Consider the following 24489-nt stretch of genomic DNA (forward strand, 5'->3'; position numbering starts at 1 on the left):
ACTTATCAAAGAACTCTTTGGCATAGTGGCAGAAGCCGCTTAGCCGATATGGTGAATTTTTAACGGACTATTATATAGTTGTGTGGTGAAACAAAGTTTTGGTCGTTTGGAGAGTGACAACATTACGTCATGAAATCATTAAATCAATGTATCATCAAATTGTCAGACAACCATTGTTTGATTTTCCTCAATACTCGTTTTGGCAGGTATTCAACAAATCCTTTTGATCAGTATTTGAATTTCTCTATTCTCATATACTCAGATCTTTCATCTTTTGAATCATTGTTTGACTAAATAAGGAAATGATTGAACCTGCATTTCGATAAGTGGCTGCATATTGCGTCGATAGGCAGCCATTGTCCGGTTCAAACCACTGTCCGATACCGTGTTAAGGGCGTAACTTTGCACCCGAACAGTGAGTGATACCCGGATGAAGCGACTTGGAGTTTGAAAGGGGGGGCCCAATCCGACAAACGGAGGATTTTTGTGTCCTCAAAGACACAGCAAGGTATATTTTCAGTTACCCGAATAATTCTAAGTAACTGAAAATCTTTGCACCGCCGTGGGCAGAATTATCCTCCGCAGTCGGATAATTTCGGGAGGTTTTAATCGGAGATTAAACAATGGACAAGCCGTAAAATTAAAAGAATAAGAAGAATGAAAAAGAAGAGCAAGTACGGGAGAAATCCCAAATTGAATCCGAAGACACACTGTGTGATGGTGCGCTTCGACGATGTGGAATGGAACAGATTCCTGACGATGTACGAGGAATCGAACGTATATGCGAAAGCCGTCTTTCTCAAGGCGCATTTCTTCGGGCAGAAGTTCAAGGTGCTGAAAGTGGACAAGACGCTGGTGGACTACTACACCAAACTGTCGGACTTCCACGCCCAATTCCGTGCCATCGGTACGAACTACAATCAAGTCGTTAAAGAGTTGCGCATCCACTTTTCGGAGAAGAAGGCGATGGCGTTGCTCTACAAACTGGAGAAACATACCATCGATCTTGTGAAGTTGAGCAAAGAAATTGTGGAACTTTCAAGGAAGATGTATGCTAGGTGGGAACAACAGAATTGAAGAAAGTAGCCTGATAAATGAACAAAGTTCGTCAAACAACTTCATTGCCGATCATGTCATCATCGGCGGCCGGGGTTTCAATTCAAGGATGAAAACCATCCGAAAGGGATAAAAATGTAAATAAAAATGAAGTAAGTGGAATAATTATCTACATTCTCTTGCTTCATTTTCATTTATTAATCTATAAATTTCATTGTCGTAATAATAACGTTTGCTTATAAATCATAAAAATAGCCGTATTTGCTTGACTGACTAATTTATTTAGACTAATTTTGCATATACCAAATTTCATTTTATGATGGAACAACTTACCAAGCGTGAAGAAGAAGTGATGAATAAGTTTTGGGAGAAGGGCGAAGCTACCGTTAAGGAGATTATTGTCTCTTATCCCGAACCTCGTCCAAGCAGAACCGCCATATCTACATTCGTGAAGTTTCTTGTTGATAAGGGCTTTTTAGACCACAAGCCGGCAGGAAACAACGGATTCATCTATTATCCCATTATAGAAAGAGAGGAGTATTGTGGCAATAATCTGAAAAATGTCGTTCAGCGATATTTCAACAATTCCATTCGTGGAGTGATAAGCACTCTTGTAAGGGACAGGAAAATGTCAGACGATGAAGTCCTGGAGTTGATAAATCAGGTAATCGAAGGCAATCATCGAGAATAGAACTGTATGATAATATGGGTGACATAAAAGTTGTTGGCATTAACGGAAGCGCACGGAAGGATGGCAATACTGCAATCATAATCCGTATGATATTTCAGGAACTGAATAAGGCTGGAATCGAAACCGAGCTTATTCAATTGGCCGATGTAGGTATAGAACCATGCCGTGCTTGCTTTGCCTGCAAGGGCAGAGGCAACTGTGTATTCAGCAAAGACGGATTTGCAGAGGTTTTCGACAAAATGGTTAAAGCTGACGGGATAATTCTCGGCTCACCGGTATATTCAGCCGATGTTTCCTCCCGGATGAAAGCATTGCTGGACAGAGGGGGTGTTGTCGCTGCCGCTAATCCTGGGATTCTGAAACATAAAGTAGGCGCGGCGGTTGCTGCCGTGCGTCGTGCCGGTGGAATGACTGCAATTGACACCATGAATCACTTCTTTTTGAATAAAGAGATGATTGTCATTGGATCTACTTATTGGAATATGGTATATGGGCGAGAAATCGGAGATGTCCTTAAAGATGATGAGGGAATTGCCAATATGCGCAATCTTGGTCAGAACATGACATTGATACTTACTAAATTCCATTTGTATAGAGATAGGCACCCATACAAGAGATAGAAAATGAAAAAAATGCTGTTTATACTACTTTATCTATTCTTTATATCGCCTGCTTTCGCTGGTGGAAACAAGGCGATAGAGAATGCTTTGCACGAGTATATCAAAGGGAAAGATGCCCGTATAGGTGTCGCGGTCATTATCAATGGCAAAGACACCGTATCTGTCAACGGCAATCGGGACTTCCCTATGATGAGCGTAGTCAAATTTCCGCTGGCTCTGACGGTAGCGCACTGGATAAATACTAACGGTATGTCCCTGAACGATACCGTAACATTCAGCGAGAAGGCTATGAAAGAGGATACCTATAGCCCGATGCTCAAAAAGTATGGTAAGAGCCGAAATACCATAACTATAAGAGAACTGCTTGAATGGTCTTTGGTTGAGAGTGACAACAATGCGGCAGACATACTCCTGCATCGCGTCGGTGGAACATCGGGAGTAACATCAATAATGAGGCAAATGGGTATCTCTGATGAGATTGTAATCGGAGCCTCGGAAGAAGATATGCACCGTGATCCATACCTAAGCTATCTTAACCGTACCACACCTTTGGCAATGGCGCAGCTATTTGATAGGTTTTACCACGAATTGAGAAACGCATCACAGTTATATTCTGAAATATCCGTCATGCTTGAACAGTGTCGCACGGGGCTTGACAGGCTTGCTTTCCCCCTTTTGCCTACTAATGCCCTGATAGGACATAAGACAGGTACGGGATTTCCGACACCCGAAGGTCGCATATCCGCAGTAAATGATTGTGGATATGTGAATTTGCCTAATGGTACAAGATATTCTGTTGCCGTGTTTGTTGCTGATTCCAATTACGACATAGCAACGACCTCAGCCATCATTGCTGAGGTCTCTAAGATTGTCTTGGAAGGTTTGATTAAACAAAAATAAGATAAGAATATGGAACATAAATTTTGTCAAAGCTGCGGAATGCCGCTGACTACAGACAACAAAGGTACTAATGCTGATGGCAGTCGCAACGAGGATTACTGTATCTACTGCTATAAGGATGGCAGATTCACACAAGACTTCACTATGGAGCAGATGATTGAACATTGCGCTCAGTTTACCGACGAGATAAACAAGGAGTCAGGACAGACCTTGACACAGGAACAGGCAAAAGACATGATGCGTCAATTCTTTCCACAACTCAAACGCTGGAAAAACCGGACAGCCATGTTTATTGCAATTCTGACATATAAAAAACCGCTTGAAGAAGTTGACCGTTTCCTTCAGGCACATCGTGACTATCTTGCCGAGCACTATGCGGCTGGCGATTTCATCGCATCCGGTCCGCAGACTCCCCGCGTGGGCGGTGTAATATTGATAAAAGCCGAAAGCCGTGCAGTGGTTGATTCTATCATAGAGCAAGATCCGTTCAACATCAACGGAATTGCCGACTACCGGATTGTGGAGTTTACTCCGACAATGTTTGTAGAATCGAGCCTTTCCGACATACTAAAATAAGTATTATACTGATGGTTAATAAAAGAGCTATAATTATTTGGCTGGCAATCACAATCCTTGTGATGTTAGCATTGCCTTTTGCCGTTGCCCGGCTTACGTCTGAATGTTCCGGAATGGCACTGTGCATGATGCTTTTCTTAATTGTGAATCCTATTTATTCTGCGATTCTTGGTTATCGCTGCGGGAGAGACATAAAGAAAATGTGGAATCTTCCATTGGTGTCAGCCGTAGCGTTTCTTGCCGGGACATGGATTTTCTTTGACATACATGAATTATGGTTTGTCGTCTATGCAATAGTATATCTTGCAATAGGTTGGATAGCAATGGCTATCAGCAAGTACTTGAATAGACGTGTTCAGTAGAGTTAACAAGAGTACTAATTAAACCGAGTAAATCATCAAGATGAAACAGAAGAATCTTTTATGTTTGTTTATAGGTTGTGCCATGACAATTGTATCATGTAGCCAATCAGCGAATAATAGCCAAGACTCTGCATTAGCAGGTGGTGACAAACCCCCATTTGAATATACTGATGCTGACAGGACGTTTGGTGTTGTACTTGAAATTTCAAGCGACAGCCTGATAACTTGCAACAATAATTTCTCTGGGCAGGACAGTGACCCTTTGATATTAGATACAAGTAATCCCGCTTTCACGGATTTTCTATCCAATTGGTTTGCATCAATGGATTCCGTTCAGATAAACCGACTCAAAAACTGCTCTGAACTTCACATATCAGTAGGAGATGGCGTTACGGACGCAACTATCGAAAAGGTTAAACGTAGCGTCATGAAATGTGGAATCAAGGGGATGTCAATATCTAATTTCTGACGGAATCATATTACAATGCCTATATATCAATCGAGAGCGGCAAACTGACCGCTGAACATAAAAACCGTTAATTGAAAATGAGCAACGATACACGAGACATCTTTTCCGGACTTAAAGCCCGCAAGCCACAATATGTGTTGGGCACAAAGAACGGGGATATACGCACATCAAACGTGACCGAGGAAAAGATCCTTGATGCTATAGACGACATTGAGGATAACGGATGCGTATACCTTGAAAAATGCGTGCCGGTGGTGTTAGTCAGCGATGCAAAGGCATACTCAATTGATTACTTTAAGGATAGCAGTATAGCGGTATGTTTTATGGTCAACGGGTATATGCTGCGAATGTGGCGGTCGGACGTTGATTGCGACATGGCCGCCGATATCATGTGTGACTTCTTCCGCACCGCATCGCTTCCTGATATGACCGGCTGGCACTGTCAGAAAATCCATCCCGAGCAAGAAAAGGCAGAGACGAAACTATGTGTTGACGGCGAGGATTTCCGATATTTCGGAAGTCAGGATGTGGTTATCGCATTGGATAACATCATAGAGGGGAAATCACAATGGATGCTATATGATTTCACTAATGGTGATGGGGGATATGTAAACATCCGCAGATATGACAAAGATACAGCTCTGGCTACCGGATACAAAGTTGAATATGTAAGGTGGTCGGAGCCGTTGCCTATTGGTTACAGAGGTGTTATTTTTGATGTCGGACTCCTGCGGAGCTGGCTTTGGAGTTTGATTGATGACGAAAGGTTGCCAGACCCTATGGATGAATGCGAGCAGTTTGATGTCAACAACTACTTCGAGAGACTGGTATTTAGATTTTTAGACGAAGATAAGAAATGAAAGGCAAATATAGCAAGCAGGTGAAAACGGCAGTCAAGCTGATTTGGTCAAGTTTTGACCGCGATGAAATACGCCGCGGTTACGCGATGCTTATGCAGGCGGCGCAACAGGGCGATGCAGATGCGCTGGCATTCATAGCCCGCTGCTTCATGGGTGAGGAGTATGTGTGGCCACAAGCAGGCTTCAAAGCTGACGATGAAAACGCATCGAAGCTGATGCAGAAGAGCGCGATGATGGGCAGTGCCACGGGCGTTCTTTGTGCTGCGCGGAGCGCAAACCTCACCCCTTCGGTGGAACGTGCAATGCCGTTCGCCTCGTTTAAGGAAGCGTTTGAGGAGATTCTCGGCCAGGCAGAACGTGGCGACGCCTTCTGTTGCTACATGGTCGGCAATGTGTATTATTGGGGCGACTATCTGCGCGTCGAGCCTGACTATGCCAAGCAATTCAAAGATGAAAACGGATATAACGCATGGGCCTATCCGATAGCCAAGGAGTGGTACGAACGTAGCTTCGACGGCGGGCTTTGTGCCGGGTGGGGCAATTACTGCAATATCCGAGAATCAGGTCTTTGCGACATTGCGCAGGATGTCTTTGAGAAATATTACTTGAAGCTGGCGGATATTTCACCCGTAATCTGCAACAACTACGGCTATTATCTCCGCACCGAGAAGGGCGACTCATACGGTGGGCTGTTGCGATATGTGGAGGCTGCCCGCAGGGGCGACCCACAAGCCGCATACAATGCAGGGCATATCTACGAAGCCGGTGAAGAAGTGGATGAGAATATCGACCTTGCATATCAACTCTATGAAATGGCTGCCAAATGCGGACATCCCGCAGGACAATTTGAGGTAGGATATTATCTGTTTGAAGGCTTCGGTGATGTGGAGCAGGACTACGCCAAGGCTGTGGAATGGTTTGAAAAGGCCTACTGGAATCCGAAGTGCTCTGAGGTTACCAAGGCGCAGTGTGCCGCCTATCTCGGCATCTGCTATCAGGAGGGGCTGGGAACAGTGCAGGACGACGATGTGGCGTTCGACTATCTCCATGAAGCCGGCGAAGGTGTCGACCACCTATGGGACTCAATAACTGTCAGGTTGCTCACAGCACTCGGCGTGGCGTATGCCTTCGGACGTGGCACCGAGGCTGATATTGAGTTGGGATACCAGTATTTTGAGGATGCTGTAAAACTCGGTTCGGAAGAAGCCAAAAAGTATATCGGCTACATCAACTCACCGGACTATGAAGCCGACGAGCGGAAAAAAGAAGAACCGGCCACTCCCGTAGCCCCGTTCTGGCAGAATGTGGCTGCAATGATCAGGGATGCGGTTGCTGCTGACCTGCGCGAAATTCTTGGACGCATCGACGATGAGCGCATTTACACAGTCGCTCTGGTCACCGACAGGTATTGCTGCTCGCTATTTCTTGCAGTGAACACCCTGGAGTACCTTGAAAGTGAAGACGAAGAGCCTGATGATGAATGCAAATGGCATCCTGATGAATGGGGGTATTCCGACGGGCATGGCAGCGAACTGGTGAAGCTCAGCAAATCGCTGTGGGAAAACCACGCCACTTTGCCGGGCGAAGCCTTTTTCTTCAGCGCAATGATATCAGCGATGGCGCAGGTCAAAGGCTCGGGAATATTCGGAGAGCGCACCGAAGAAATCACATTCTTCATTTCAATATCGGATGATGAAGACGCTGAAAATCTCGAAGACTCGTCAGCCATGACACTGAACAGCCCCGAACTGGCAGCAGCTTTTTTGAATAGAAACAAGTAACATCATATTATGGCATATTATACTGTTTACTGGCCTCAGGACTGGTTGGACGAACTAAGAAAATCAAATGACACAGGGCCTATAAAAGTAGTGTTTGGCAGCATCCACTCAAGGATGCCATCAATAGCATCAATAAAAGAGGGAGATGTCGTATTTCCGGTCTCATTGCTTGATAGGCATCTCTACATAATGGCAAGATTGGAAGTGACTCATAAGGAAAGAGCCTTCGACTATTGCATAAGAGAACTCGGAAATCCTTACAGGTCTCTTATTCCCGGAGGTGTTGTCGTTAAGGTCTCTGACGCATTCTTTTGTGCAAAAGACGTTTCTTATAAAAGTCTCCAGAGTGTGCCTGAGAATCTCACGATGATTATTCCCGGCGACAAACCCCATTGCAAGCATCAGGAACCGTTTAATTGCTGTGCCGAATGGGCAGTATGGGGAGAAAATGGCAGTGTTATCCAACCGCGCCTCATTCCTGATGAGGTTGTGCCACTTCTTAGATTCGGTTATCCGAAGAGTAAAGAGAAGCCATTACGAATCAATTCAAAAGGAGTTGTGTTGGCTCAAAGTATAGCTGCAACCCGGCGTTTGTCGGAGGAATCTGCAATGTTTTTTGAAGAAATCTTTAAACCGATTGAAAACGTTGAACCGTAGGTCAACAAGATAATTATATGCTGCAAATTTGGATTTGAGACTATAATAGAGCGAGAGCAGGATTATTTAATAGTTAACATTTGAATTAAAAGTAAATCATGAATATAAAGTCGGAACTACAACAACTCTGTGGGGATACCCAAAATCTACGGCTTAATGACGTAAATATTGAGCCGGAAACGATACAGGCAATCATGATAAATGAGGTTGTCCCGTCATGTCCGGAAGATGATTTCTATGGGAAACCGGATTCCGCGTATATGTCAACGACAATTCCGATGTTCAGAAAAGCAGGAATAGAGATAGGTTCAGTACAAGACATTCTGAATAATGGAATTTACATTACTAATGCTGTCAAGACTCCTAAAAGCGAATATGCTGTTTCAAAAGAGAGCATAGAGGACAGCCTGCCCTATCTGGAAAAAGAGCTTGCTTTGTTTCCAAACGTCAAGGTTATCATGCTTATGGGGGATGTGGCAAAGAAAGCCTTTAATATGATATGCAAGAAGGCGACCAAGAAAGATGCCGTTCCAAGTATATCTACTTACAAGTTACGTAATACTGAGATTTTCTATAATGGAATACGCATTATGCCCTCTTACATTATGACCGGCCAGAACATTCTGATTGAAAAGTCAAAATTCGAGATGGCATCGAAGGATATAGAAACGATGTACAGGTTAATTAAATGTTTTGATTAAAGATGGCTATTGCACCTGATGATATTTTGAAATATTGCCTTGACAACCTTGAAGGGACGGTCGAAGTAAACAGTTGGGGCGAGCGTGGGATTTTCTACAATCCGGGTGGGGTGTTGAAACGTGGGGTTTATATCTTGACGATAAAAGAAAAGGATGGCGACAATGATCGAGCTTCCCACCTTGACCGCAAGGATGTGTGGCGAATAAATATAGGAGTCAGAAAACAGACTTTCCGCACTTTATTCGGAGAACTGCCCAAACGTCCATGTAAAGGTTGCATTGTAGATATGCCGTATGAATTTACCGCAAAGGATGTCATTATGCCGCATCCGGTTTATGCGTGGATGGGCTGGATTTGCGCTTTAACCCCATCTGAAGCGACATTTGAATTATTAAAACCTTACATCCTTGAATCCTACGAATACGCAAAAGAGAAATTTAAAAAAAGATGACGGGATAGTGAACTGATTATTTGAAAACGATGATAGAACATATGGAACAAAGATTTTGTCAAAGCTGCGGTATGCCCCTTGTAGAGGGTAACATCGGCACAAATTCAGACGGCAGTAAAAGTAAGGACTATTGTGGCTACTGCTACAAAGAAGGTGTTTTCCTCCAAGATTTCAACATGAGCCAGATGATAGAGTTCTGCACTCAGTTTACCGACCAGATTAACAAGGAAACGGGTTGGAATCTGACGCCCCAACAGGCAAAGGCTCAAATGCAACAAATCTTCCCAACACTCAAACGCTGGAAAGAGAAAGATGAAAGAAGTTTGATTGAAAAAGCGATCCATCTTCTTTCCCAATGCAAAGAGGTTACGCTGGCATCGGTCAATGCGGACGGTTTTCCGCGCCCTGTGCCATTGGATAAAATTCATTCGTTAGGATGCAATGAGGTCTGGGTAGTGACCGCAGCAGACTCCGAAAAGGTTGCCGATTTCAGGCTCAATCCCAAAGCCGGGCTTTCCTATTCATTTTATGGCGATAGTGTTGCTTTGCGCGGCACAGTCGAAATCATTACGGATGATGTAACCCGCAAGCGGATGTGGCAGAAGTATTTTATAAATTACTTTCCCGGCGGCCCGGCAGATTCGAACTATGTGCTTATTCGCTTTATCGGAAATGAGGCTACCATCTGGATAAACCGCGAGTTTGCTCACATCACCATATAACACATAAATTATGAGAGATTCGGAACAAATGTATCCGGTCGTTCTTACAGCAGCTATCATTCAGAGGAATTTACGGTTGAGTGAGACATATAACACCAATGTCTGTTTTTTACTATCATTGGAAATTGTCATGTTGTAATTTTACGGGATGCAGACATTCAGAATCATACAGCCAACACCTGCCTTAAAACCGTTTATACGGTATTATTGGATATTGCAGGATAGTACCTCCGGCATAGTGTCGCAACGCACTTTGCCGACGGGTTGTATGTCGCTTGTGTTCCATCGTGGCGAAAGGCTGAAAGTCACGAACCGTGATGAATTACAGCCGCAGAGTTTTATTTGCGGTCAGGAAAGCGGCTATTCAGATGTGGCTTCAACCGGCGACATTGAAATGATTGTGGCAGTATTCCAACCTCATGCGGCAAAAATATTCTTTCATATGCCAGTCACTTTACTACGTGACATGAATGTAGCGGTTGCAGACATTGAAAATCCAGCCTTGCGCGATCTGGCGCATAGAGTTGAGGACAGCGCAAGTCACGACATCTGCATTGAACTGATAGAGAATTATTTCTACAAGTGCCTGATGTACGGGACACCTTATCATCTGCCACGACTGGCGGAAGTGGTACGTCATATCAACAATTCCACTCAAACAAATATCAGGGCTCTTTCGAATATTGCGTGCCTGAGCGAAAAGCAATTCTCCCGGATTTTCTCGGAAAACATAGGAACGACACCCAAAGATTTCATGCGTATAGTCAGGTTGCAACGTACCTTATCTATCATGCAGCATAATCAGGGAATAGGTTTTGCGCAGCTGTCATACGAATGTGGGTACACCGACCAATCCCACATGATTAAAGAATTCAAGCTATTCTCCGGCTACACACCGAAAGAGTATATTGCTCGATACTCTCCTGTTTCTGACTATTTTACATTCTGAAAAATAGCGTTTATACAGCCTTGTATTTGGTTGTCACCGATTATTTTTATAATTTTGTCACCACTTAGTGACGTTATATAAGATGGAATTGAAAGAAACAGAAAAGAGGCTCCTTGAAGCCGTGAGCCATATCGTAGAGAACGACGGTTTTACCAAAATCGGAGTTAATCGCATCGCTAATCAAGCCGGATGCGATAAGGTTTTGATTTATCGCTATTTCGGTGGATTGGATGGTTTGCTCGTGGAATGGGCAAAGCGTCATGACTATTATTCGTTTGCCTATTCGGAGTTTATTGACACCATTAAACGAGCTAAAGACGGTAACATAAAGCAGATTGTTAAGGATGTGTTTATGTGTCAACTTAACTATCTAAAAGATAATGTACTCATGCAAGAACTTCTGGTATGGGAACTCTCAGGTCATTCATCATTCAAGGGAATCATTGAAGAACGGGAACGTATCGGCTATAAACTGCAGGAGGAACTGAATAAGTTTTTGGATAGAGACAGTGACAACAATATGTCGATTGCAATAATCATATCCGCAATCAACTACATCGTTCTTTTCACGAGGCAATATCACAAAATCAACGGTATAGATTTCAGTAACCCGGAAGCATGGGAAAGAATGGAAGCTATGATTTCCAAATATGTGGATTTTATCTTTGACAATAACTGTCTATGAAACATATTATTACAATAGTACTTACATTATTTCTTGCAGCATTTGCTATGGCGCAGGAAAGAATTTACATTTCCATCTGCGGCAAGACCAAAACATCCATCAAATGGATAGAAGAACGCAAGAATGGAAAGATATACCTGTACACGGTTCAAGGCAATGAGAAGCATGAGTATATCTTAGGAAGCGGTTATAAAACCGAGAGTTGGAAGATAGTAAATACTTCTTCAAACACCAATCTGTCAATCAGTCTGAATAATGGGATATACTCCATATCCGGCAAATTCAATGGAAAACAGATTTCAAAAAAGGTGAAAAGTAAAGGCAAGCCGTGGTATCAAAACATAGCCTATAATGCGGGATTAACTCTGAAAAATGGCAGGTCTGTGGAATACGAATGTTTTCGTCCCGACAACATAAAACTATATACCATGTCAGCAGCAAAGAAAGGCACTGAGAAATTAGACGGAAAGAATGCAGTAAGAATCGAAGTCAGTCTTACCGGCTTTATGTCTGCTTTCTGGAGCTGTGATTATTACTTTGACACGAGTTCTCTGATGTTTGTAGGCTATAAAGGCGTAAATGGAGGCTTCGGAACACCGGAAACAAAAATATCAGTCGCAAGATGAAAACAATAATATTCTATCGTTCCTCATATAGAGGCAATACGCTGAAGATTGCGGAAAGCATGGCGGATGCCCTCTTTGCCGAATTGGTATCTATCGACAGCAATCCGTCAATCGACCTGTCGGATTATGACCTTATAGGCTTTGGCTCTGCGATTAACTTTGCCGCTCACGATATACGACTTCAAAGATTTGTTTCAAGTCAAAATCTTAAAGGTAAAAATGTGTTCGTATTTTCCACCCGTTGCAGGCCTTTCTTGGGAGCATATCATAAGCACCTCAAAAAAATCATAGAGGCGAAAGGAGGAATTATAGTCGGAGAGTTTTCCTGTCAAGGATTTGACCGCACCGGGCCGTGGGTTCTGATGGACGGCTACAATAAAGCCAGACCGAATGAGCGGGATATGTTCAAGTCAAGACTGTTCTCAGAAAAGCTTCGGTGGAAATTGCATCCTTTGGCATTTGTTTGCAAAAATCCGATTGCAGGATATTCTGAAAGCATACCGATACGCCGCAAGGGTTCATATATAGTAGCCGGTAACAAGGTGGTGTTCCTCAATACCTCTACCTGTATAAAATGTGGAAAATGTATCAATGTTTGTCCGATGCACATATTCTCACTAAAAGATACGGCTTTGCCGATGGACGAGAAAAATTGTATCCAGTGCCGATTATGCGCCGACAACTGTCCGACATTCTCAATATATATCCAAGAATCTTTCTTGAACGGATTGCGGATAGCTCTCAGGGAATCATTCAGTAACAAATTGCAGAATAATTATAAAGCTGAGGATAATCATCATTAGGTCTTTTAACCTAACACGGATGTCCGCTTTTTACTATCACAGGCTACGATGTCGCTGTAACTTTGCAGCGTACTAATCAAATAATAAAAAGTATGATTGCATTTTTTGAAATCCCCACCAATGACTTTGACAAGTCGGTGGCGTTCTATCAGGCTCTCTTTGGCGAAAAGTTGGAGGTGTCGCAGTTCGGCGATGAGAAAATGGCCTGTCTTATGAAAGAAGGTAAGAGTGTATGCTCAATCTCCTCGGCTCCCTCGTTTCCCGGTTTCGCACCCTCTAACGGAGGCGTGTTGGTGTATCTCCAGACAAAAGATTTGGATGCCAGCGTGAAAACTGCATTGGATAACGGCGCGACGCTCGTAACTCCCAAGACCAAGATTCAGGTTGACGGTTGGGGTTACTTCGCCATCATCGCCGATCCTGTTGGCAACCGCATCGGGCTTTATGGCGACAAGTAAAGAGCCGAAAACGTAGGTTACAGTGGAGAGAACTACTCGGTTTTCTCCACTATCCGTATCTATAATCAATTTTTTCTGCCCGATTATTTTGTTGTCTAAAATAATTAGACTACTTTTGCATTATCAAATCGTCTAATTTAATTAGACTATATAAAATGGAAGATATGAGGCCATTAACAGAAAGAGAAGAAGAAGTGATGAACTTCTTTTGGGAAAGCGGGGCACTCTCGGTTCGGGATGTCGTTGCCCTTCACAATGAGCCGCGTCCAAGCCGGACTACGGTAGCCACATTCGTGAAATTTCTTGAACAGAAAGGCTATCTCGACCACAAGGCTGAAAGCACAGGCTTCATATATTTCCCAATAATAGAGCGGGAAGATTATTGTGGACAAAATCTGAAGAGTGTCATTAGGCGGTATTTCGACAATTCCATTCAGAATGTTGTGAACTTCCTGATTAAAAGCGAGGAATATAGCGATGAAGAGGCTAAGGAAATAATATTGCAAATATCTAACAGAGGAACGGAATAACAATGGCAGGCATATTCTTGGCATATTCATTATTGGCAAGCACCCTCCTGATTGTAGTCTGGGCGATGTACAAATGCGTTCTTGCCAATACCGGATGTTTCCGGTTCAACAGGATATTGTTGTTGTCCTGTATAACGCTTGCTTTCGTTTTTCCTATCTTCATACTTAATTCCTTTTGGGTAGCGGATATTATGGAGAATAATATTGAAATCACTTTTAATCCGGTCGAGATTGCCTATATAGCCAATACGGTATCAGAGCAAATCACTCCGATATGGGATTATATAGTCACACTTTTCCTTATAGGGGTTATTGTCATGATTCTCTATTTCCTCGTTTCACTGGTACGGTTGGCACTGTTCATTCTCAAAGGTGAGCATATAAAACAGGATGACTGCCGCATTATACTTCATCGCCATAACAGCGTCGCCCCGTTTGCATGGTGCGGATATATCATGATGCCAAGACGTGACTGGTACGAGTTCGGGCAGATGATAGTATGCCATGAAAAAGCGCATATAGAATGTCGCCATTGGATTGACTTGCTTTTTATGCAGGCAGCGATTATTATCACTTGGTATTGTCCCGCTATATGGCTTCTGCGCAATGAACTTCATACCCTCCATGAGTATGAAGCCGACAGCCGTGTGCTTGCATCGGGCGTAAAACGAGAGGAGTATCAGATGTTTCTAATAAAAAAGACAGTTGGAGCAAGGTTCGCAACTCTTTCCAACTGTCTCAATCACAGTTCACTTAAAAAACGTATAACTATGATGTTATCAAGTAAACCGACAGGCAAAGCCCGTGTGCGTGCCTTTGTCATGGTGCCTGCAATGGCACTCGCGTTAATCGGTCTGGCCACCCCTGCGGTGTCAGCAGTAATCAACGAGGTATCTGCCGCTACGCCGGTGGAGGATCTGCGTTACAAAATTAGCGAAAAATCCGATTCCACCATTCGAGTGACAGAAAGAAATTCCGATGTGGTGGTCACGGAGAAAGCGGACGCGGCCGATGCCGTGCCATTCATCAGGACAGAAACCGCCCCCAACTTCCTCGGCGGTAAGGACAAACTGAGAGCCTTTATCAATAAAAACATCTCCTTCCCTGCAACCGCATACAAAGACGGTGTTCTTAACATGGATGCCGTCGTGCAGCTTACCATCGCCAAAGACGGAGTTGTAAAGGATGCCCGAATAGTCAAAAGCTCCGGCAAGGCTCTTGATGCAGAGGCTCTGCGCGTGGCGCGTATGCTTCCCAAATTCCACCCCGGACTAAATAGCGGACTGCCGTCAGAATCAAGCTACACACTGGCTTTCAATTATTCTATCAACAAACAGTAATAGAGCAGCCGAAACAAGCATATAAATCTGATACTTGGAGTATGCCGTATTTTTCAGTACGGCATCTCCTGTATCGGAATAAATTAGTAAAAATGCAGGAAACATCACAAGAAAAATATCGTCAGTTACAAGCAGCACCAATCGGAAAGTTGTTGCTTCAATATTCTATACCGGCCATAATCAATATGGCGGTCGTTTCTTTATATAATCTTATAGATAGCATTTTTATCGGGAATGGAGTCGGGGCATTGGCAATTTCTGGCCTTGCTGTCACTTTCCCGATTATGAATTGTATCATAGCATTCAATACGCTCATCGGAATTGGCGGAACAACGCTGACCTCTATCAGTTTAGGACGCGGACAATATGAAAAAGCAACTGACATTTTGCATAATGTAGTGATTTTAGGAATTGTAATCAGTTTTCTGACCGGTTGGATTATATTTCTCAATCTGGATGTCATACTTTACTTTTTCGGAGCAAGCAAATCAATACTCCCTTATGCGCGAGAATACATTGTAATAATGCTATTCGCCAATCCGATAACATTTCTGTTTTTAAGCCTTAATAACTTGCTTCGAGGTAATGGATTTCCTCGCAAATCGCTGGAATCAACCTTAATGACAGTTGGATTAAACCTGATATTGACACCAATATTCATATTTGTGTTGAGACTGGGTATCAAAGGAGCTTCTATATCCACCGTGTTATCGCAAATTGTGGGACTTTTATGGGTAGTAAGGCTCTTTTGCCTTAAATTCAACAAGGTACATTTTCAACGTAAATACTTCAAATTCAACTTCCAATTATCAGGAGAAATCATGAAGCTGGGGACACCTCCGTTCATACTGAATCTTTGCACGGCATCCATAACTATTGCGCTTATAAATAGAATGGGATTTTATGGCGGGGATTTTGCCGTGGGCTCATACGGTATTGTTAGCCGCATCTATATGCTTTTCTCAATGTGATTATCGGTTTATCTATCGGGATGCAGCCCATAATTGGATACAACTTCGGAGCCGGTCTGACAGAACGGGTTGACAAAGCTATGAACACCGGGTTGACAATAGCTTTTGCTTTCATGTTCTCCATGTTTTTACTGTGTGAAATAGCAGCCGACCCAATAATACGGTTGTTCTCCAACGAAATTGCATTGAAAGATATTGCAATAACAGGTCTTCGTGTCTGTGCATGGACTTTTCCTGTTATGTCCATGCAAACTACGATAACGAACTTTTTCCAGTCTATTGGCAAGCCGAAAACATGTATTATCTTGTCGTTCATACGCCAAATAGTATTTCTAATTCCCCTCATATTTCTGCTGCCTGAGATATTTGGTTTGGGGCTTGACGGAGTCTGGCTAAGTATTCCTTTGGCTGATTTTATAGCCTGCATTTTAACGGTTGCAGTATATATGCGGTATAAACGTCAGCAAGAGTTAACGATAAAAATGATTTGAACGAATAGAATTAAGACAATGGATAAATCATTAGAACAACGGATGGCCCAAGTGCTTGAACGGTGCGAGGATCTTGTTCTCGCATCTGTTGATGGTGACGGATTTCCCCGTCCCGTGCCTATGTGCAAAATACATTCTGCCGGAATCAACGAGATATGGGTCTCAACAGGTGCAGATTCAGTCAAATTCGCCCAGTTCATGAATAACCCGAAAGCAGGGCTATGCTATTTTGAAAAAGGTCGGTCGATGGTAATGACCGGTTTGGTGAAAATAGTTACTGACGATAAGAAACGTAAAGAACTTTGGGAGGAATGGATGTATCGTCATTATCCACAAGGTCCGACAGACCCCAACTTTGTGCTGCTACGTTTTATAGGCGAATCCGTTACCGTCTGGTATGAAGGAGAGTTTGTGCATGAAATCATTTAGAAAACTTTGAATATGAAAAGTATAACAGCAGATAGAAACAAGATTGCCCCATGCGGGCTGAACTGTGCTGTGTGCAGCGAAGCACTGCGAAAAGAAAGTCCTTGCGTTGGTTGCCGGAATGAGGGTTACAAAGGTGAGTATTGCGCCAATATATGTACGATTGTAAAGTGCGAAATACGGAAAACACTGCCGGACGGATTCTGTGACGAATGTCCTCAATATCCGTGCAGGGAGATTGTTGATAAGGAGTGCTGGTATGCCAACGCCTATCCGATGATAGAATCGCTTATGGGCAATCTTGCCTTTATCAGAGAAAATGGTATTGAAAAATTCCTGCAAAGGGAGAAAGAGCGTTGGACTTGTTCTGATTGCGGAAGGATCATATCAGTTCATGACGGTATATGTTATGGCTGTGGTAAAAACTATACAGATAGAAAACATTGAATATGAAAAGTATAACAGCAAGTAAAGACAATATAGCCGCCTGTGGGCTGTATTGTGGAGCGTGCCGCAAATTCTTGTCCGGTAAATGCCCCGGATGCAATAATAACGAGAAAGCATCATGGTGTAAAATCCGCAAATGCTGCATAAGCAAAGGCTATCATACTTGTGCCAAGTGCGAGCATGACGTAAGGGAGTGTAAAATCTACTCCAACCTTATAAGCAAAGTATTCGCATTGCTCTTTAACTCCGACCGCCCAGCTTGTATCAGCTATATTCGGGAACACGGAGAAATAGCGTATGCAGAGGAAATGAGCAAGCGAAAATGCCAGACCATAAAACGCAAATGATATGAAAACAAACATTCTTACAGCAATAATGCTTGCATTAGCCATATTGGTTGGCTCATGCAATGCACCGTCAGATAATGCCCTATACAGGGAATGGCGACTTGAGAAATACAACTGTATCGCCACTTCTTCATACGGGCTGACACAGGTAAATGAGAATTGTAATTATGTATTGCAGATGGATAAAACCGGAGTATTCTATTGTACCACCGATTGCAATACCATCTCCGGCTGTTTTGAAAAAAGCAAAAACGCTTTGAAATTCTCCGATATATCCTTTACCGAACTGGCTTGCGATAACATGATAGTGGAAAGGAGTATCGTGTATAATCTACCTTGTATCAAATCATACGAAATCACAGACGATTCTATCTTAGTGCTGAAAGATGATAAAGGTCATATCCTGATGGAACTAATCAGGTATGATTTACCGGATGAAAGTTTGTGTGGGAAATGGCAACTTGAAAAATACAACAGCATCGTTATAACTTCAAACGAACTAACTGACATAAACGAGGAATCGGACTGCGTTTTACAGTTGAATAACACCGGATTTGTCTGCACCACTGACTGTAACATAATATCAGGCAATTTTGTCGAGGATAATTATATTTTGGGCTTCTCTAACATATCCATGACTGAAAAGGCAATAGAGGGTATAGTATCTTGTGACGATATGGAATTGGAAAGAAGTATAGAGGCAAATCTACACTGTGTCAAGTCATACGAGCTAAAAAATAACACCCTGCTGTATCTGAAAGATATATATGGTCATATACTAATGGAGCTAACAAAGCAATAGTTTTACAATGATGAAAAGAATAATAATTGCAGCTATTTTAGCCACTTGTTCCATGCTAAACATCATGGCTTCCGATGATAATATTTCGGGAGCATGGCATGGTACGTTGAAGATAACTCCGCAAGTGGCGTTAAAGATTGTGTTCAATTTCAAGACAGAAGAAGATGGCAAAACGTCAGTTACGCTTGATTCTCCGGATCAAGGAGCATACGGAATAGCCGGAGAAGTGAATTTTATTTCGGCGGATTCTGTAAATGTGACGGTTAGACGCATCGGATTGACATTTGCCGGACGAAAACAAGATGGGAAACTCATTGGGAAATGCACACAAGGGGCAATGAGTACTGACCTTGAATTATTTCCGGGTATTGTGGAATTAAAGCGACCTCAAACGCCTAAGCCACCATATCTATACAGTATAAAGGAGTTGTATTTCAACAACTTATCAGATAGTATTACTCTCGCTGGGACACTTACTTTACCTGAAGGTTTTAATGAGACAACTCCGGTTATCGTAATGATTACCGGTAGCGGATTGCAAAACCGCGATGAAGAAATATACGGACATAAGTCGTTTGCTGTCATCGCCGATTACCTTGCCCGAAACGGCATTGCAACCTTACGATATGATGACCGAGGATATGGAGAATCAACCGGCGACGGCAAAAATGCCACCACTGAAGATTTTGCACGAGATGCGAAAACGGCAATGGAATACCTGCGCAAAGAAATGAAATTCAAAAATGTCGGAATATTGGGGCATAGCGAGGGAGCGGCAATAGCGTTCATGCTGGGAGCTAATAACAATCCGGGATTATTCTCAAATCCGAATTTCATTATTGCCATTGGCGCACAGGCGGTTCGAGGTGACTCGGTATTGATAGACCAGAGTGCAACAATGCTGGAACAAGGCAACATGCCGGCGGATATTGTATCGGATTATGTTGAAGCATTGCGCAAGATGTATGAACTGAAAATAAGGGAGGGTAACAATATGGCAGTTGGAAATATTGAGGCTATATGTGCAAATTGGAAGAATACTCCCGTTCACACATCTTTGAAAGCCAATCTGAAAAAGATTGCAGCCGACAATAACCCGTGGTTAAATTTCTATATAGGTTTTTCACCGGCGGAAAGCATTGCAGATACGGATTGCCCTGTATTCGCACTATACGGAGAAAAAGATATACAAGTTCGCCCGGAACTGAATATGCCTCAAATTCAACGACTCGCCCCGAAAGCGACCGTGAAACTTTATCCCAAACTTAATCACCTTTTCCAACACGCCCATACAGGAGCGGTACAGGAATACGGTACAATCGAGCAAACAATCTCCCCCGAAGTCCTTCAGGACATTGTTGATTTTATCTCCTTCAAACCTCATTAAATTTATGATTTCAATCCGCAAGCTAATATCATGTGGCTATATTCTAATATTCATACTAATAGGAATGATTATATATTGCTATCAGTATGAATGGAAAAAGCTTGAAATATTAGAGAAGGAGAACCGAACCACTGATGAGTTGCGCCGACATGTTAATGAATTAAACTTTCGCTTAACAGGATTTTCTCTGTTAGGAGAAACAATATTGGAATGGGAAGATAAAGATATTGCAAATTATCATTTGCAGCGTATGGCTTTGGATAGTATGCTTTATTATTTCACGTCTATCTACCCGTCTGAACGCATTGACAGTGTACGCTATCTTTTAGAGGATAAAGAAAAACAAATGCGACGAATTGTACAGATGCTTGATGAACAGAAAAGCTTCAAAGAAAAGATAGCCCGTCAAGTGCCTGAAATCGTATATAAAAGTACGCAAGAACAACCCAAGAAGCCGAAGCGAAAGGGCTTCTTGGGTATCTTTGGTAAAAAGGAGGAAGCAAAGCCCACCGTGACTACCACGATGCTCCATTCTCTTAACCGGAATATGATAGCCGAACAACAAGCGCAAAGCCGCCGTTTATCGGAACACGCTGACAGTCTTGCTGCACGAAATGCCGAACTTAACCGTCAGTTAAAAAGCTTGATTCGCCAAATAGATGGAAAAATACAAGCTGACCTGCAAAAGAGAGAGGACGAGATAGCCACCATGCGTGAAAAATCGTTTATTCAGATAGGTGGCTTGACAGGATTCGTTGTTTTGTTATTGATAATCTCTTACATAATTATCCACCGAAATATCACCCGTATCAAGCGATACAAGCGAGAAACTGCGGATTTAATAGAACAGTTGAGACAGTCTGTTGAACAGAACGAGGCACTGATAGCTTCCCGCAAGAAAGCCGTGCATACCATTACCCATGAATTACGTACACCGCTGACGGCAATAACCGGTTATGCCGGACTGATGCGGAAAGATTATAATACGGATAAATCGGGGGTTATATCCAAAATATTCAGCAGTCCTCCGACCGTATGCGTGAAATGCTCAACATCCTATTGAGTTTTTTCCGTCTGGATAACGGTAAGGAACAGCCGAACATTTCTCCGTGCAGGATTTCCGCAATCATTCACACGCTCGAAACGGAGTTTATGCCAATCGCCATGAACAAGGGATTGGCTCTGACAATACATTGTCACAAGGATGCCCTCGTCCAAACAGATAAAGAACGTATCCTGCAAATCGGAAATAATCTGCTGTCAAACGCCATCAAATTCACGGAGGAAGGCGGTGTGTCGCTGACTACCGACTATACCGATGGAGTTCTGATAATTACTGTTGAAGATACGGGTACAGGCATGACCGAAGATGAACAGCAACGTGTGTTCGGTGCGTTTGAACGTTTGTCAAACGCTGCCGCAAAGGACGGCTTCGGATTAGGTCTTTCCATTGTTCAGCGCATTGTGACAATGCTCGGCGGCATAATCCGGCTGGAGAGCGATAAAGGTAAAGGAAGCCGCTTCACAGTGGAAATTCCTATGCAGACAGTCGAGGAACTACCGGAACAGATAAATCAAACACAGATTCATTGTAACCATGTATTCCATAATGTGATTGCCATTGACAATGACGAGGTACTGCTCCTTATGCTGAAAGAAATGTATGTACAGGAAGGGATACACTGCGATACCTGTACCAATGCGGCAGAACTGATGGAAATGATACGCCGGAAAGAATACAGTCTGCTTCTGACCGATTTGAATATGCCGGATATAAACGGCTTCGAGCTGTTGGAACTGCTACGCACCTCCAATGTGGGCAATTCAAGGACCATTCCAATTATCGTAACAACCGCTTCGGGTAGTTGCAGCAAGGAGGAACTTATGGAACGTGGATTTGCCGATTGCCTGCTCAAACCGTTCTCCATATCGGAGCTGATGGAGGTTTCAGATAAATGCGCCATGAATGTGGTGCAAAATGAAAAACCGGATTTCACATCCCTGCTATCCTACGGCAATGAATCCGTCATGCTGGAGAAGTTGATAACGGAAACTGAAAAGGAAATACAGGCGGTCAAAGATGCGGAACGGCGGAAAGACCTTCAAGGGCTGGATGCCCTTATACATCACTTGCGCAGCTCGTGGGAGATATTACGTGCAGACCAGCCGTTAAGGGAACTTTATAAACTGCTTCATTGTAAGGATACACCCGATTGGGAGGCGATACATAACATATTGACAGTCGTGCAGGATAAAGGTTTGAAGATTATCCGGCTGGCAAAAGAAGAAAGGAAGAAATATAATAATGGATAAAACAAAAATTATCGTGGTGGAGGACAACATCGTGTATTGCGAGTTTGTCTGCAACCTGCTGGCACGGGAAGGATTCCGTACCGTGCAGGCTTTCCACCTCTCGACAGCGAAGAAACTTCTGCAACAAGCCGCTGACAATGATATAGTAGTTTCTGATTTGCGTCTGCCCGACGGCAACGGTATCGACCTGTTGCGTTGGATGCGCAAGGAAGGCATGACGCAGCCGTTCATCATCATGACCGACTATGCCGAAGTGCATACGGCTGTGGAAAGTATGAAACTCGGCTCGTTGGATTATATACCCAAACAGTTGGTTGAGGACAAACTTGTCCCATTACTCCGCACCATATTGAAAGAACACAGTGTTGGACGGAGCCGTATGCCCGTCTTTGCCCGTGACGGTTCCGCCTTCCAGAAAATCATGCACCGGATAAGGCTGGTAGCCCCCACCGATATGAGCGTGCTGATCTTCGGAGAGAACGGCACGGGCAAGGAGCATATCGCCCACCATCTGCATGACAAAAGCAAACGTTCAGGCAAGCCTTTCGTGGCTGTGGACTGCGGTTCGCTTACCAAAGAACTTGCGCCGTCGGCTTTCTTCGGACACGTCAGAGGGGCGTTCACGGGTGCGGACAGCACCAAGAAAGGTTATTTCCACGAGGCGGAAGGCGGTACGCTGTTCTTAGACGAGGTGGGCAACCTCGCACCGGAAACCCAGCAGATGCTTCTGCGAGCCATACAGGAACGGCGGTTCCGTCCCGTTGGCGACAAGTCTGACCGGAGTTTCAATGTCCGCATCATCGCCGCCACCAACGAGGATCTGGAGAAGGCGGTCCATGAAAAGCGTTTTCGGCAGGACTTGTTGTACCGTCTGCATGACTTCGAGATAACCGTCCCGCCGTTGCGCGATTGTCAGGAGGACGTCATGCCGCTGGCTGAGTTCTTCCGTGAAATTGCGAACCGGGAACTGGAATGCGATGTCATCGGCTTTGACGGGGAAGCCCGCAAGACATTGCTGACCCATGCGTGGCCGGGCAATGTCCGCGAGCTTCGTCAGAAAATCATGGGCGCGGTGTTGCAGGCACAGACGGGTCTTGTCACGAAAGAGCATCTGGAACTTGCCGTGACGAGGGCGACCTCACCTGTCAGCTTCGCCCTGCGCAGCGATGCGGAAGACAAGGAGCGTGTCTTACGCGCGTTGAAGCAGGCGAACGGTAACCGCAAGGTTGCCGCCGAACTGCTCGGGATAGGACGTACGACGCTGTACAACAAACTGGAAGAATATGGATTGAAGTATAAATTTCAGCAACCATAGCCGCTAATTCGTCGGATTTGGCTATCTTTGCAAAAATTATAAATATGAATACTTCTTTTTGGGACTCCAACCTATTTCAAACGATTGTATTGATTGTTACTATTGGTACAACTGTCGGTATTGCTTTATGGCAATTTCATGTTCATAAACAAACAGAATTGAGGAATGCTGTATCAATTTTGATACTTCAAATAAAAGATATAGAAAAAAATATAGAATACATTTTTTCGGAAGGGCTTATAAATGGATTTATTCAAGAAGTACCCATGCACTATTCTACAATAATATTCGAAGAGAATCAATGGAACAAATACGCCCATAGTATTGTTGGACATATATCTCAAGAAGCGTTTGAAAAGATTGACACTTTCTTTAAGGTAGCTCAAAGAATACGTGAGCAACAAATTTATATAAAGCAAAAAATACAATTATCTATGGATAATAGAGTTTTTTACTATTATAACACTATCTATAACCAAGCAGTTATTGCAGATAATCCTGCACAATGTGTCCAACTGATGATAGATAAATTCAATGAACTTCTTGTACCGTCATATATTCAGAAAGAGTTTGCATCAGGATTAGAAAAAACATTGAAGCAGTATCATAAACTAACAGACGGTATTGCATATACGGAATTATTAAAACTAAAGTAGTATTATATAAAATATTATATTACCTTTCCTCTAAAAAGAAAAATCTCCCGCTCTTATATTCGCATGTAACTTACTTGTATCTAATTAATTATACTT

The 24489-nt window shown here is 43.3% G+C and carries 30 protein-coding genes and 1 pseudogene; 30 read left to right on the plus strand and 1 reads right to left on the minus strand.

Annotation, left to right across the window (positions count from 1 at the left end; translation table 11 throughout):
* Positions 1-657 precede the first annotated feature (657 nt).
* The 19 genes from mobA to M1B78_RS16445 all read left to right on the plus strand — a co-directional run bounded on the left by mobA (position 658) and on the right by M1B78_RS16445 (position 13898).
* A complete protein-coding gene (mobA, locus tag M1B78_RS16350) occupies positions 658-1077 on the plus strand; it encodes a conjugal transfer protein MobA (RefSeq protein WP_136011552.1) in 420 nt (139 codons plus the stop codon).
* A 298-nt stretch (positions 1078-1375) separates the two neighbouring features.
* Positions 1376-1747, plus strand: coding sequence for a BlaI/MecI/CopY family transcriptional regulator (locus M1B78_RS16355; protein WP_257941275.1), 372 nt, complete (start codon positions 1376-1378; stop codon positions 1745-1747).
* 14 nt (positions 1748-1761) lie between these two features.
* A complete protein-coding gene (locus M1B78_RS16360) occupies positions 1762-2367 on the plus strand; it encodes a flavodoxin family protein (RefSeq protein WP_257941255.1) in 606 nt (201 codons plus the stop codon).
* Between the two features lie 3 nt (positions 2368-2370).
* Positions 2371-3267, plus strand: a complete 897-nt coding sequence (gene bla, locus M1B78_RS16365; protein ID WP_257941256.1) for a class A beta-lactamase — start codon at positions 2371-2373, stop codon at positions 3265-3267.
* Between the two features lie 9 nt (positions 3268-3276).
* Positions 3277-3843 carry a zinc ribbon domain-containing protein gene (locus tag M1B78_RS18920; protein WP_372585355.1) on the plus strand — a complete coding sequence of 189 codons (567 nt, stop codon included), beginning with the start codon at positions 3277-3279 and terminating at the stop codon, positions 3841-3843.
* 11 nt (positions 3844-3854) lie between these two features.
* Positions 3855-4205 (plus strand): hypothetical protein, encoded by a 351-nt coding sequence (locus M1B78_RS16380; protein WP_257941257.1) that lies wholly within the window; start codon positions 3855-3857, stop codon positions 4203-4205.
* A gap of 40 nt (positions 4206-4245) precedes the next feature.
* On the plus strand, positions 4246-4674 hold the full coding sequence (locus M1B78_RS16385) for a hypothetical protein (RefSeq protein WP_257941258.1): 429 nt from the start codon (positions 4246-4248) through the stop codon (positions 4672-4674).
* Positions 4675-4751: 77 nt separating this feature from the next.
* On the plus strand, positions 4752-5534 hold the full coding sequence (locus M1B78_RS16390; RefSeq protein WP_257941259.1) for a hypothetical protein: 783 nt from the start codon (positions 4752-4754) through the stop codon (positions 5532-5534).
* Entirely contained in the window at positions 5531-7315 is a 1785-nt protein-coding gene (locus M1B78_RS16395; protein ID WP_257941260.1) for a DUF4303 domain-containing protein, read from the plus strand. The genes M1B78_RS16390 and M1B78_RS16395 overlap by 4 nt, the downstream gene beginning before the upstream one ends.
* Positions 7316-7324: 9 nt before the next feature.
* On the plus strand, positions 7325-7972 hold the full coding sequence (locus tag M1B78_RS16400) for a hypothetical protein (RefSeq protein ID WP_024988548.1): 648 nt from the start codon (positions 7325-7327) through the stop codon (positions 7970-7972).
* Between the two features lie 98 nt (positions 7973-8070).
* On the plus strand, positions 8071-8673 hold the full coding sequence (locus tag M1B78_RS16405; RefSeq protein ID WP_257941261.1) for a uracil-DNA glycosylase family protein: 603 nt from the start codon (positions 8071-8073) through the stop codon (positions 8671-8673).
* Positions 8674-8675: 2 nt separating this feature from the next.
* Entirely contained in the window at positions 8676-9125 is a 450-nt protein-coding gene (locus tag M1B78_RS16410) for a DUF6194 family protein (protein WP_257932081.1), read from the plus strand.
* 41 nt (positions 9126-9166) lie between these two features.
* A complete protein-coding gene (locus tag M1B78_RS16415) occupies positions 9167-9847 on the plus strand; it encodes a zinc ribbon domain-containing protein (protein WP_257941262.1) in 681 nt (226 codons plus the stop codon).
* A gap of 148 nt (positions 9848-9995) precedes the next feature.
* Entirely contained in the window at positions 9996-10796 is an 801-nt protein-coding gene (locus M1B78_RS16420) for an AraC family transcriptional regulator (RefSeq protein ID WP_257941263.1), read from the plus strand.
* A gap of 82 nt (positions 10797-10878) precedes the next feature.
* Positions 10879-11481, plus strand: coding sequence for a TetR/AcrR family transcriptional regulator (locus M1B78_RS16425; RefSeq protein WP_124076279.1), 603 nt, complete (start codon positions 10879-10881; stop codon positions 11479-11481).
* A complete protein-coding gene (locus tag M1B78_RS16430) occupies positions 11478-12107 on the plus strand; it encodes a hypothetical protein (RefSeq protein ID WP_057250594.1) in 630 nt (209 codons plus the stop codon). The genes M1B78_RS16425 and M1B78_RS16430 overlap by 4 nt, the downstream gene beginning before the upstream one ends.
* Positions 12104-12910, plus strand: coding sequence for a 4Fe-4S binding protein (locus tag M1B78_RS16435; RefSeq protein WP_257941265.1), 807 nt, complete (start codon positions 12104-12106; stop codon positions 12908-12910). Before M1B78_RS16430 ends, M1B78_RS16435 begins: the two co-directional genes overlap by 4 nt.
* A 92-nt stretch (positions 12911-13002) precedes the next feature.
* Positions 13003-13368, plus strand: a complete 366-nt coding sequence (locus M1B78_RS16440; RefSeq protein ID WP_136000561.1) for a VOC family protein — start codon at positions 13003-13005, stop codon at positions 13366-13368.
* 164 nt (positions 13369-13532) lie between these two features.
* Positions 13533-13898 (plus strand): BlaI/MecI/CopY family transcriptional regulator, encoded by a 366-nt coding sequence (locus tag M1B78_RS16445; RefSeq protein ID WP_257941266.1) that lies wholly within the window; start codon positions 13533-13535, stop codon positions 13896-13898.
* On the opposite strand, the gene M1B78_RS16450 is transcribed toward M1B78_RS16445, so the two are convergent.
* Positions 13879-14061 (minus strand): hypothetical protein, encoded by a 183-nt coding sequence (locus tag M1B78_RS16450; protein WP_257941267.1) that lies wholly within the window; start codon positions 14059-14061, stop codon positions 13879-13881. The genes M1B78_RS16445 and M1B78_RS16450 overlap by 20 nt on opposite strands.
* A 28-nt stretch (positions 14062-14089) precedes the next feature.
* Between M1B78_RS16450 and M1B78_RS16455 the strand changes: the two genes are divergently transcribed.
* From M1B78_RS16455 to M1B78_RS16505, 11 genes and pseudogenes are all read left to right on the plus strand, one after another.
* Complete coding sequence (locus M1B78_RS16455) at positions 14090-15238, plus strand: M56 family metallopeptidase (RefSeq protein ID WP_257941268.1); 1149 nt, start codon at positions 14090-14092, stop codon at positions 15236-15238.
* 92 nt (positions 15239-15330) lie between these two features.
* Positions 15331-16209 (plus strand): MATE family efflux transporter, encoded by an 879-nt coding sequence (locus tag M1B78_RS16460; RefSeq protein ID WP_257941269.1) that lies wholly within the window; start codon positions 15331-15333, stop codon positions 16207-16209.
* A 20-nt stretch (positions 16210-16229) separates the two neighbouring features.
* Positions 16230-16700, plus strand: a complete 471-nt coding sequence (locus M1B78_RS16465; RefSeq protein WP_257941276.1) for an MATE family efflux transporter — start codon at positions 16230-16232, stop codon at positions 16698-16700.
* A gap of 18 nt (positions 16701-16718) precedes the next feature.
* Complete coding sequence (locus tag M1B78_RS16470; protein WP_257941270.1) at positions 16719-17129, plus strand: pyridoxamine 5'-phosphate oxidase family protein; 411 nt, start codon at positions 16719-16721, stop codon at positions 17127-17129.
* A 12-nt stretch (positions 17130-17141) separates the two neighbouring features.
* Positions 17142-17573: a DUF3795 domain-containing protein gene (locus M1B78_RS16475; protein WP_057250607.1), complete on the plus strand. Its 432-nt coding sequence runs from the start codon at positions 17142-17144 to the stop codon at positions 17571-17573.
* A 2-nt stretch (positions 17574-17575) separates the two neighbouring features.
* On the plus strand, positions 17576-17920 hold the full coding sequence (locus tag M1B78_RS16480) for a DUF3795 domain-containing protein (protein WP_257941271.1): 345 nt from the start codon (positions 17576-17578) through the stop codon (positions 17918-17920).
* Position 17921: 1 nt separating this feature from the next.
* Positions 17922-18722: an META domain-containing protein gene (locus M1B78_RS16485; RefSeq protein WP_257941272.1), complete on the plus strand. Its 801-nt coding sequence runs from the start codon at positions 17922-17924 to the stop codon at positions 18720-18722.
* 7 nt (positions 18723-18729) lie between these two features.
* Positions 18730-20109, plus strand: coding sequence for an alpha/beta hydrolase (locus M1B78_RS16490; protein ID WP_257941273.1), 1380 nt, complete (start codon positions 18730-18732; stop codon positions 20107-20109).
* 4 nt (positions 20110-20113) lie between these two features.
* Positions 20114-22422, plus strand: a pseudogene (locus M1B78_RS16495) (hybrid sensor histidine kinase/response regulator).
* Positions 22415-23737 carry a sigma-54-dependent transcriptional regulator gene (locus M1B78_RS16500; protein WP_257941274.1) on the plus strand — a complete coding sequence of 441 codons (1323 nt, stop codon included), beginning with the start codon at positions 22415-22417 and terminating at the stop codon, positions 23735-23737. Before M1B78_RS16495 ends, M1B78_RS16500 begins: the two are co-directional and overlap by 8 nt.
* Before the next feature lie 44 nt (positions 23738-23781).
* Positions 23782-24393 (plus strand): hypothetical protein, encoded by a 612-nt coding sequence (locus tag M1B78_RS16505; RefSeq protein ID WP_196072791.1) that lies wholly within the window; start codon positions 23782-23784, stop codon positions 24391-24393.
* The last annotated feature ends 96 nt before the right edge of the window (positions 24394-24489 follow it).

The organism is Bacteroides muris (ex Fokt et al. 2023) (assembly GCF_024704895.1).
Lineage (GTDB): Bacteria > Bacteroidota > Bacteroidia > Bacteroidales > Bacteroidaceae > Bacteroides > Bacteroides muris.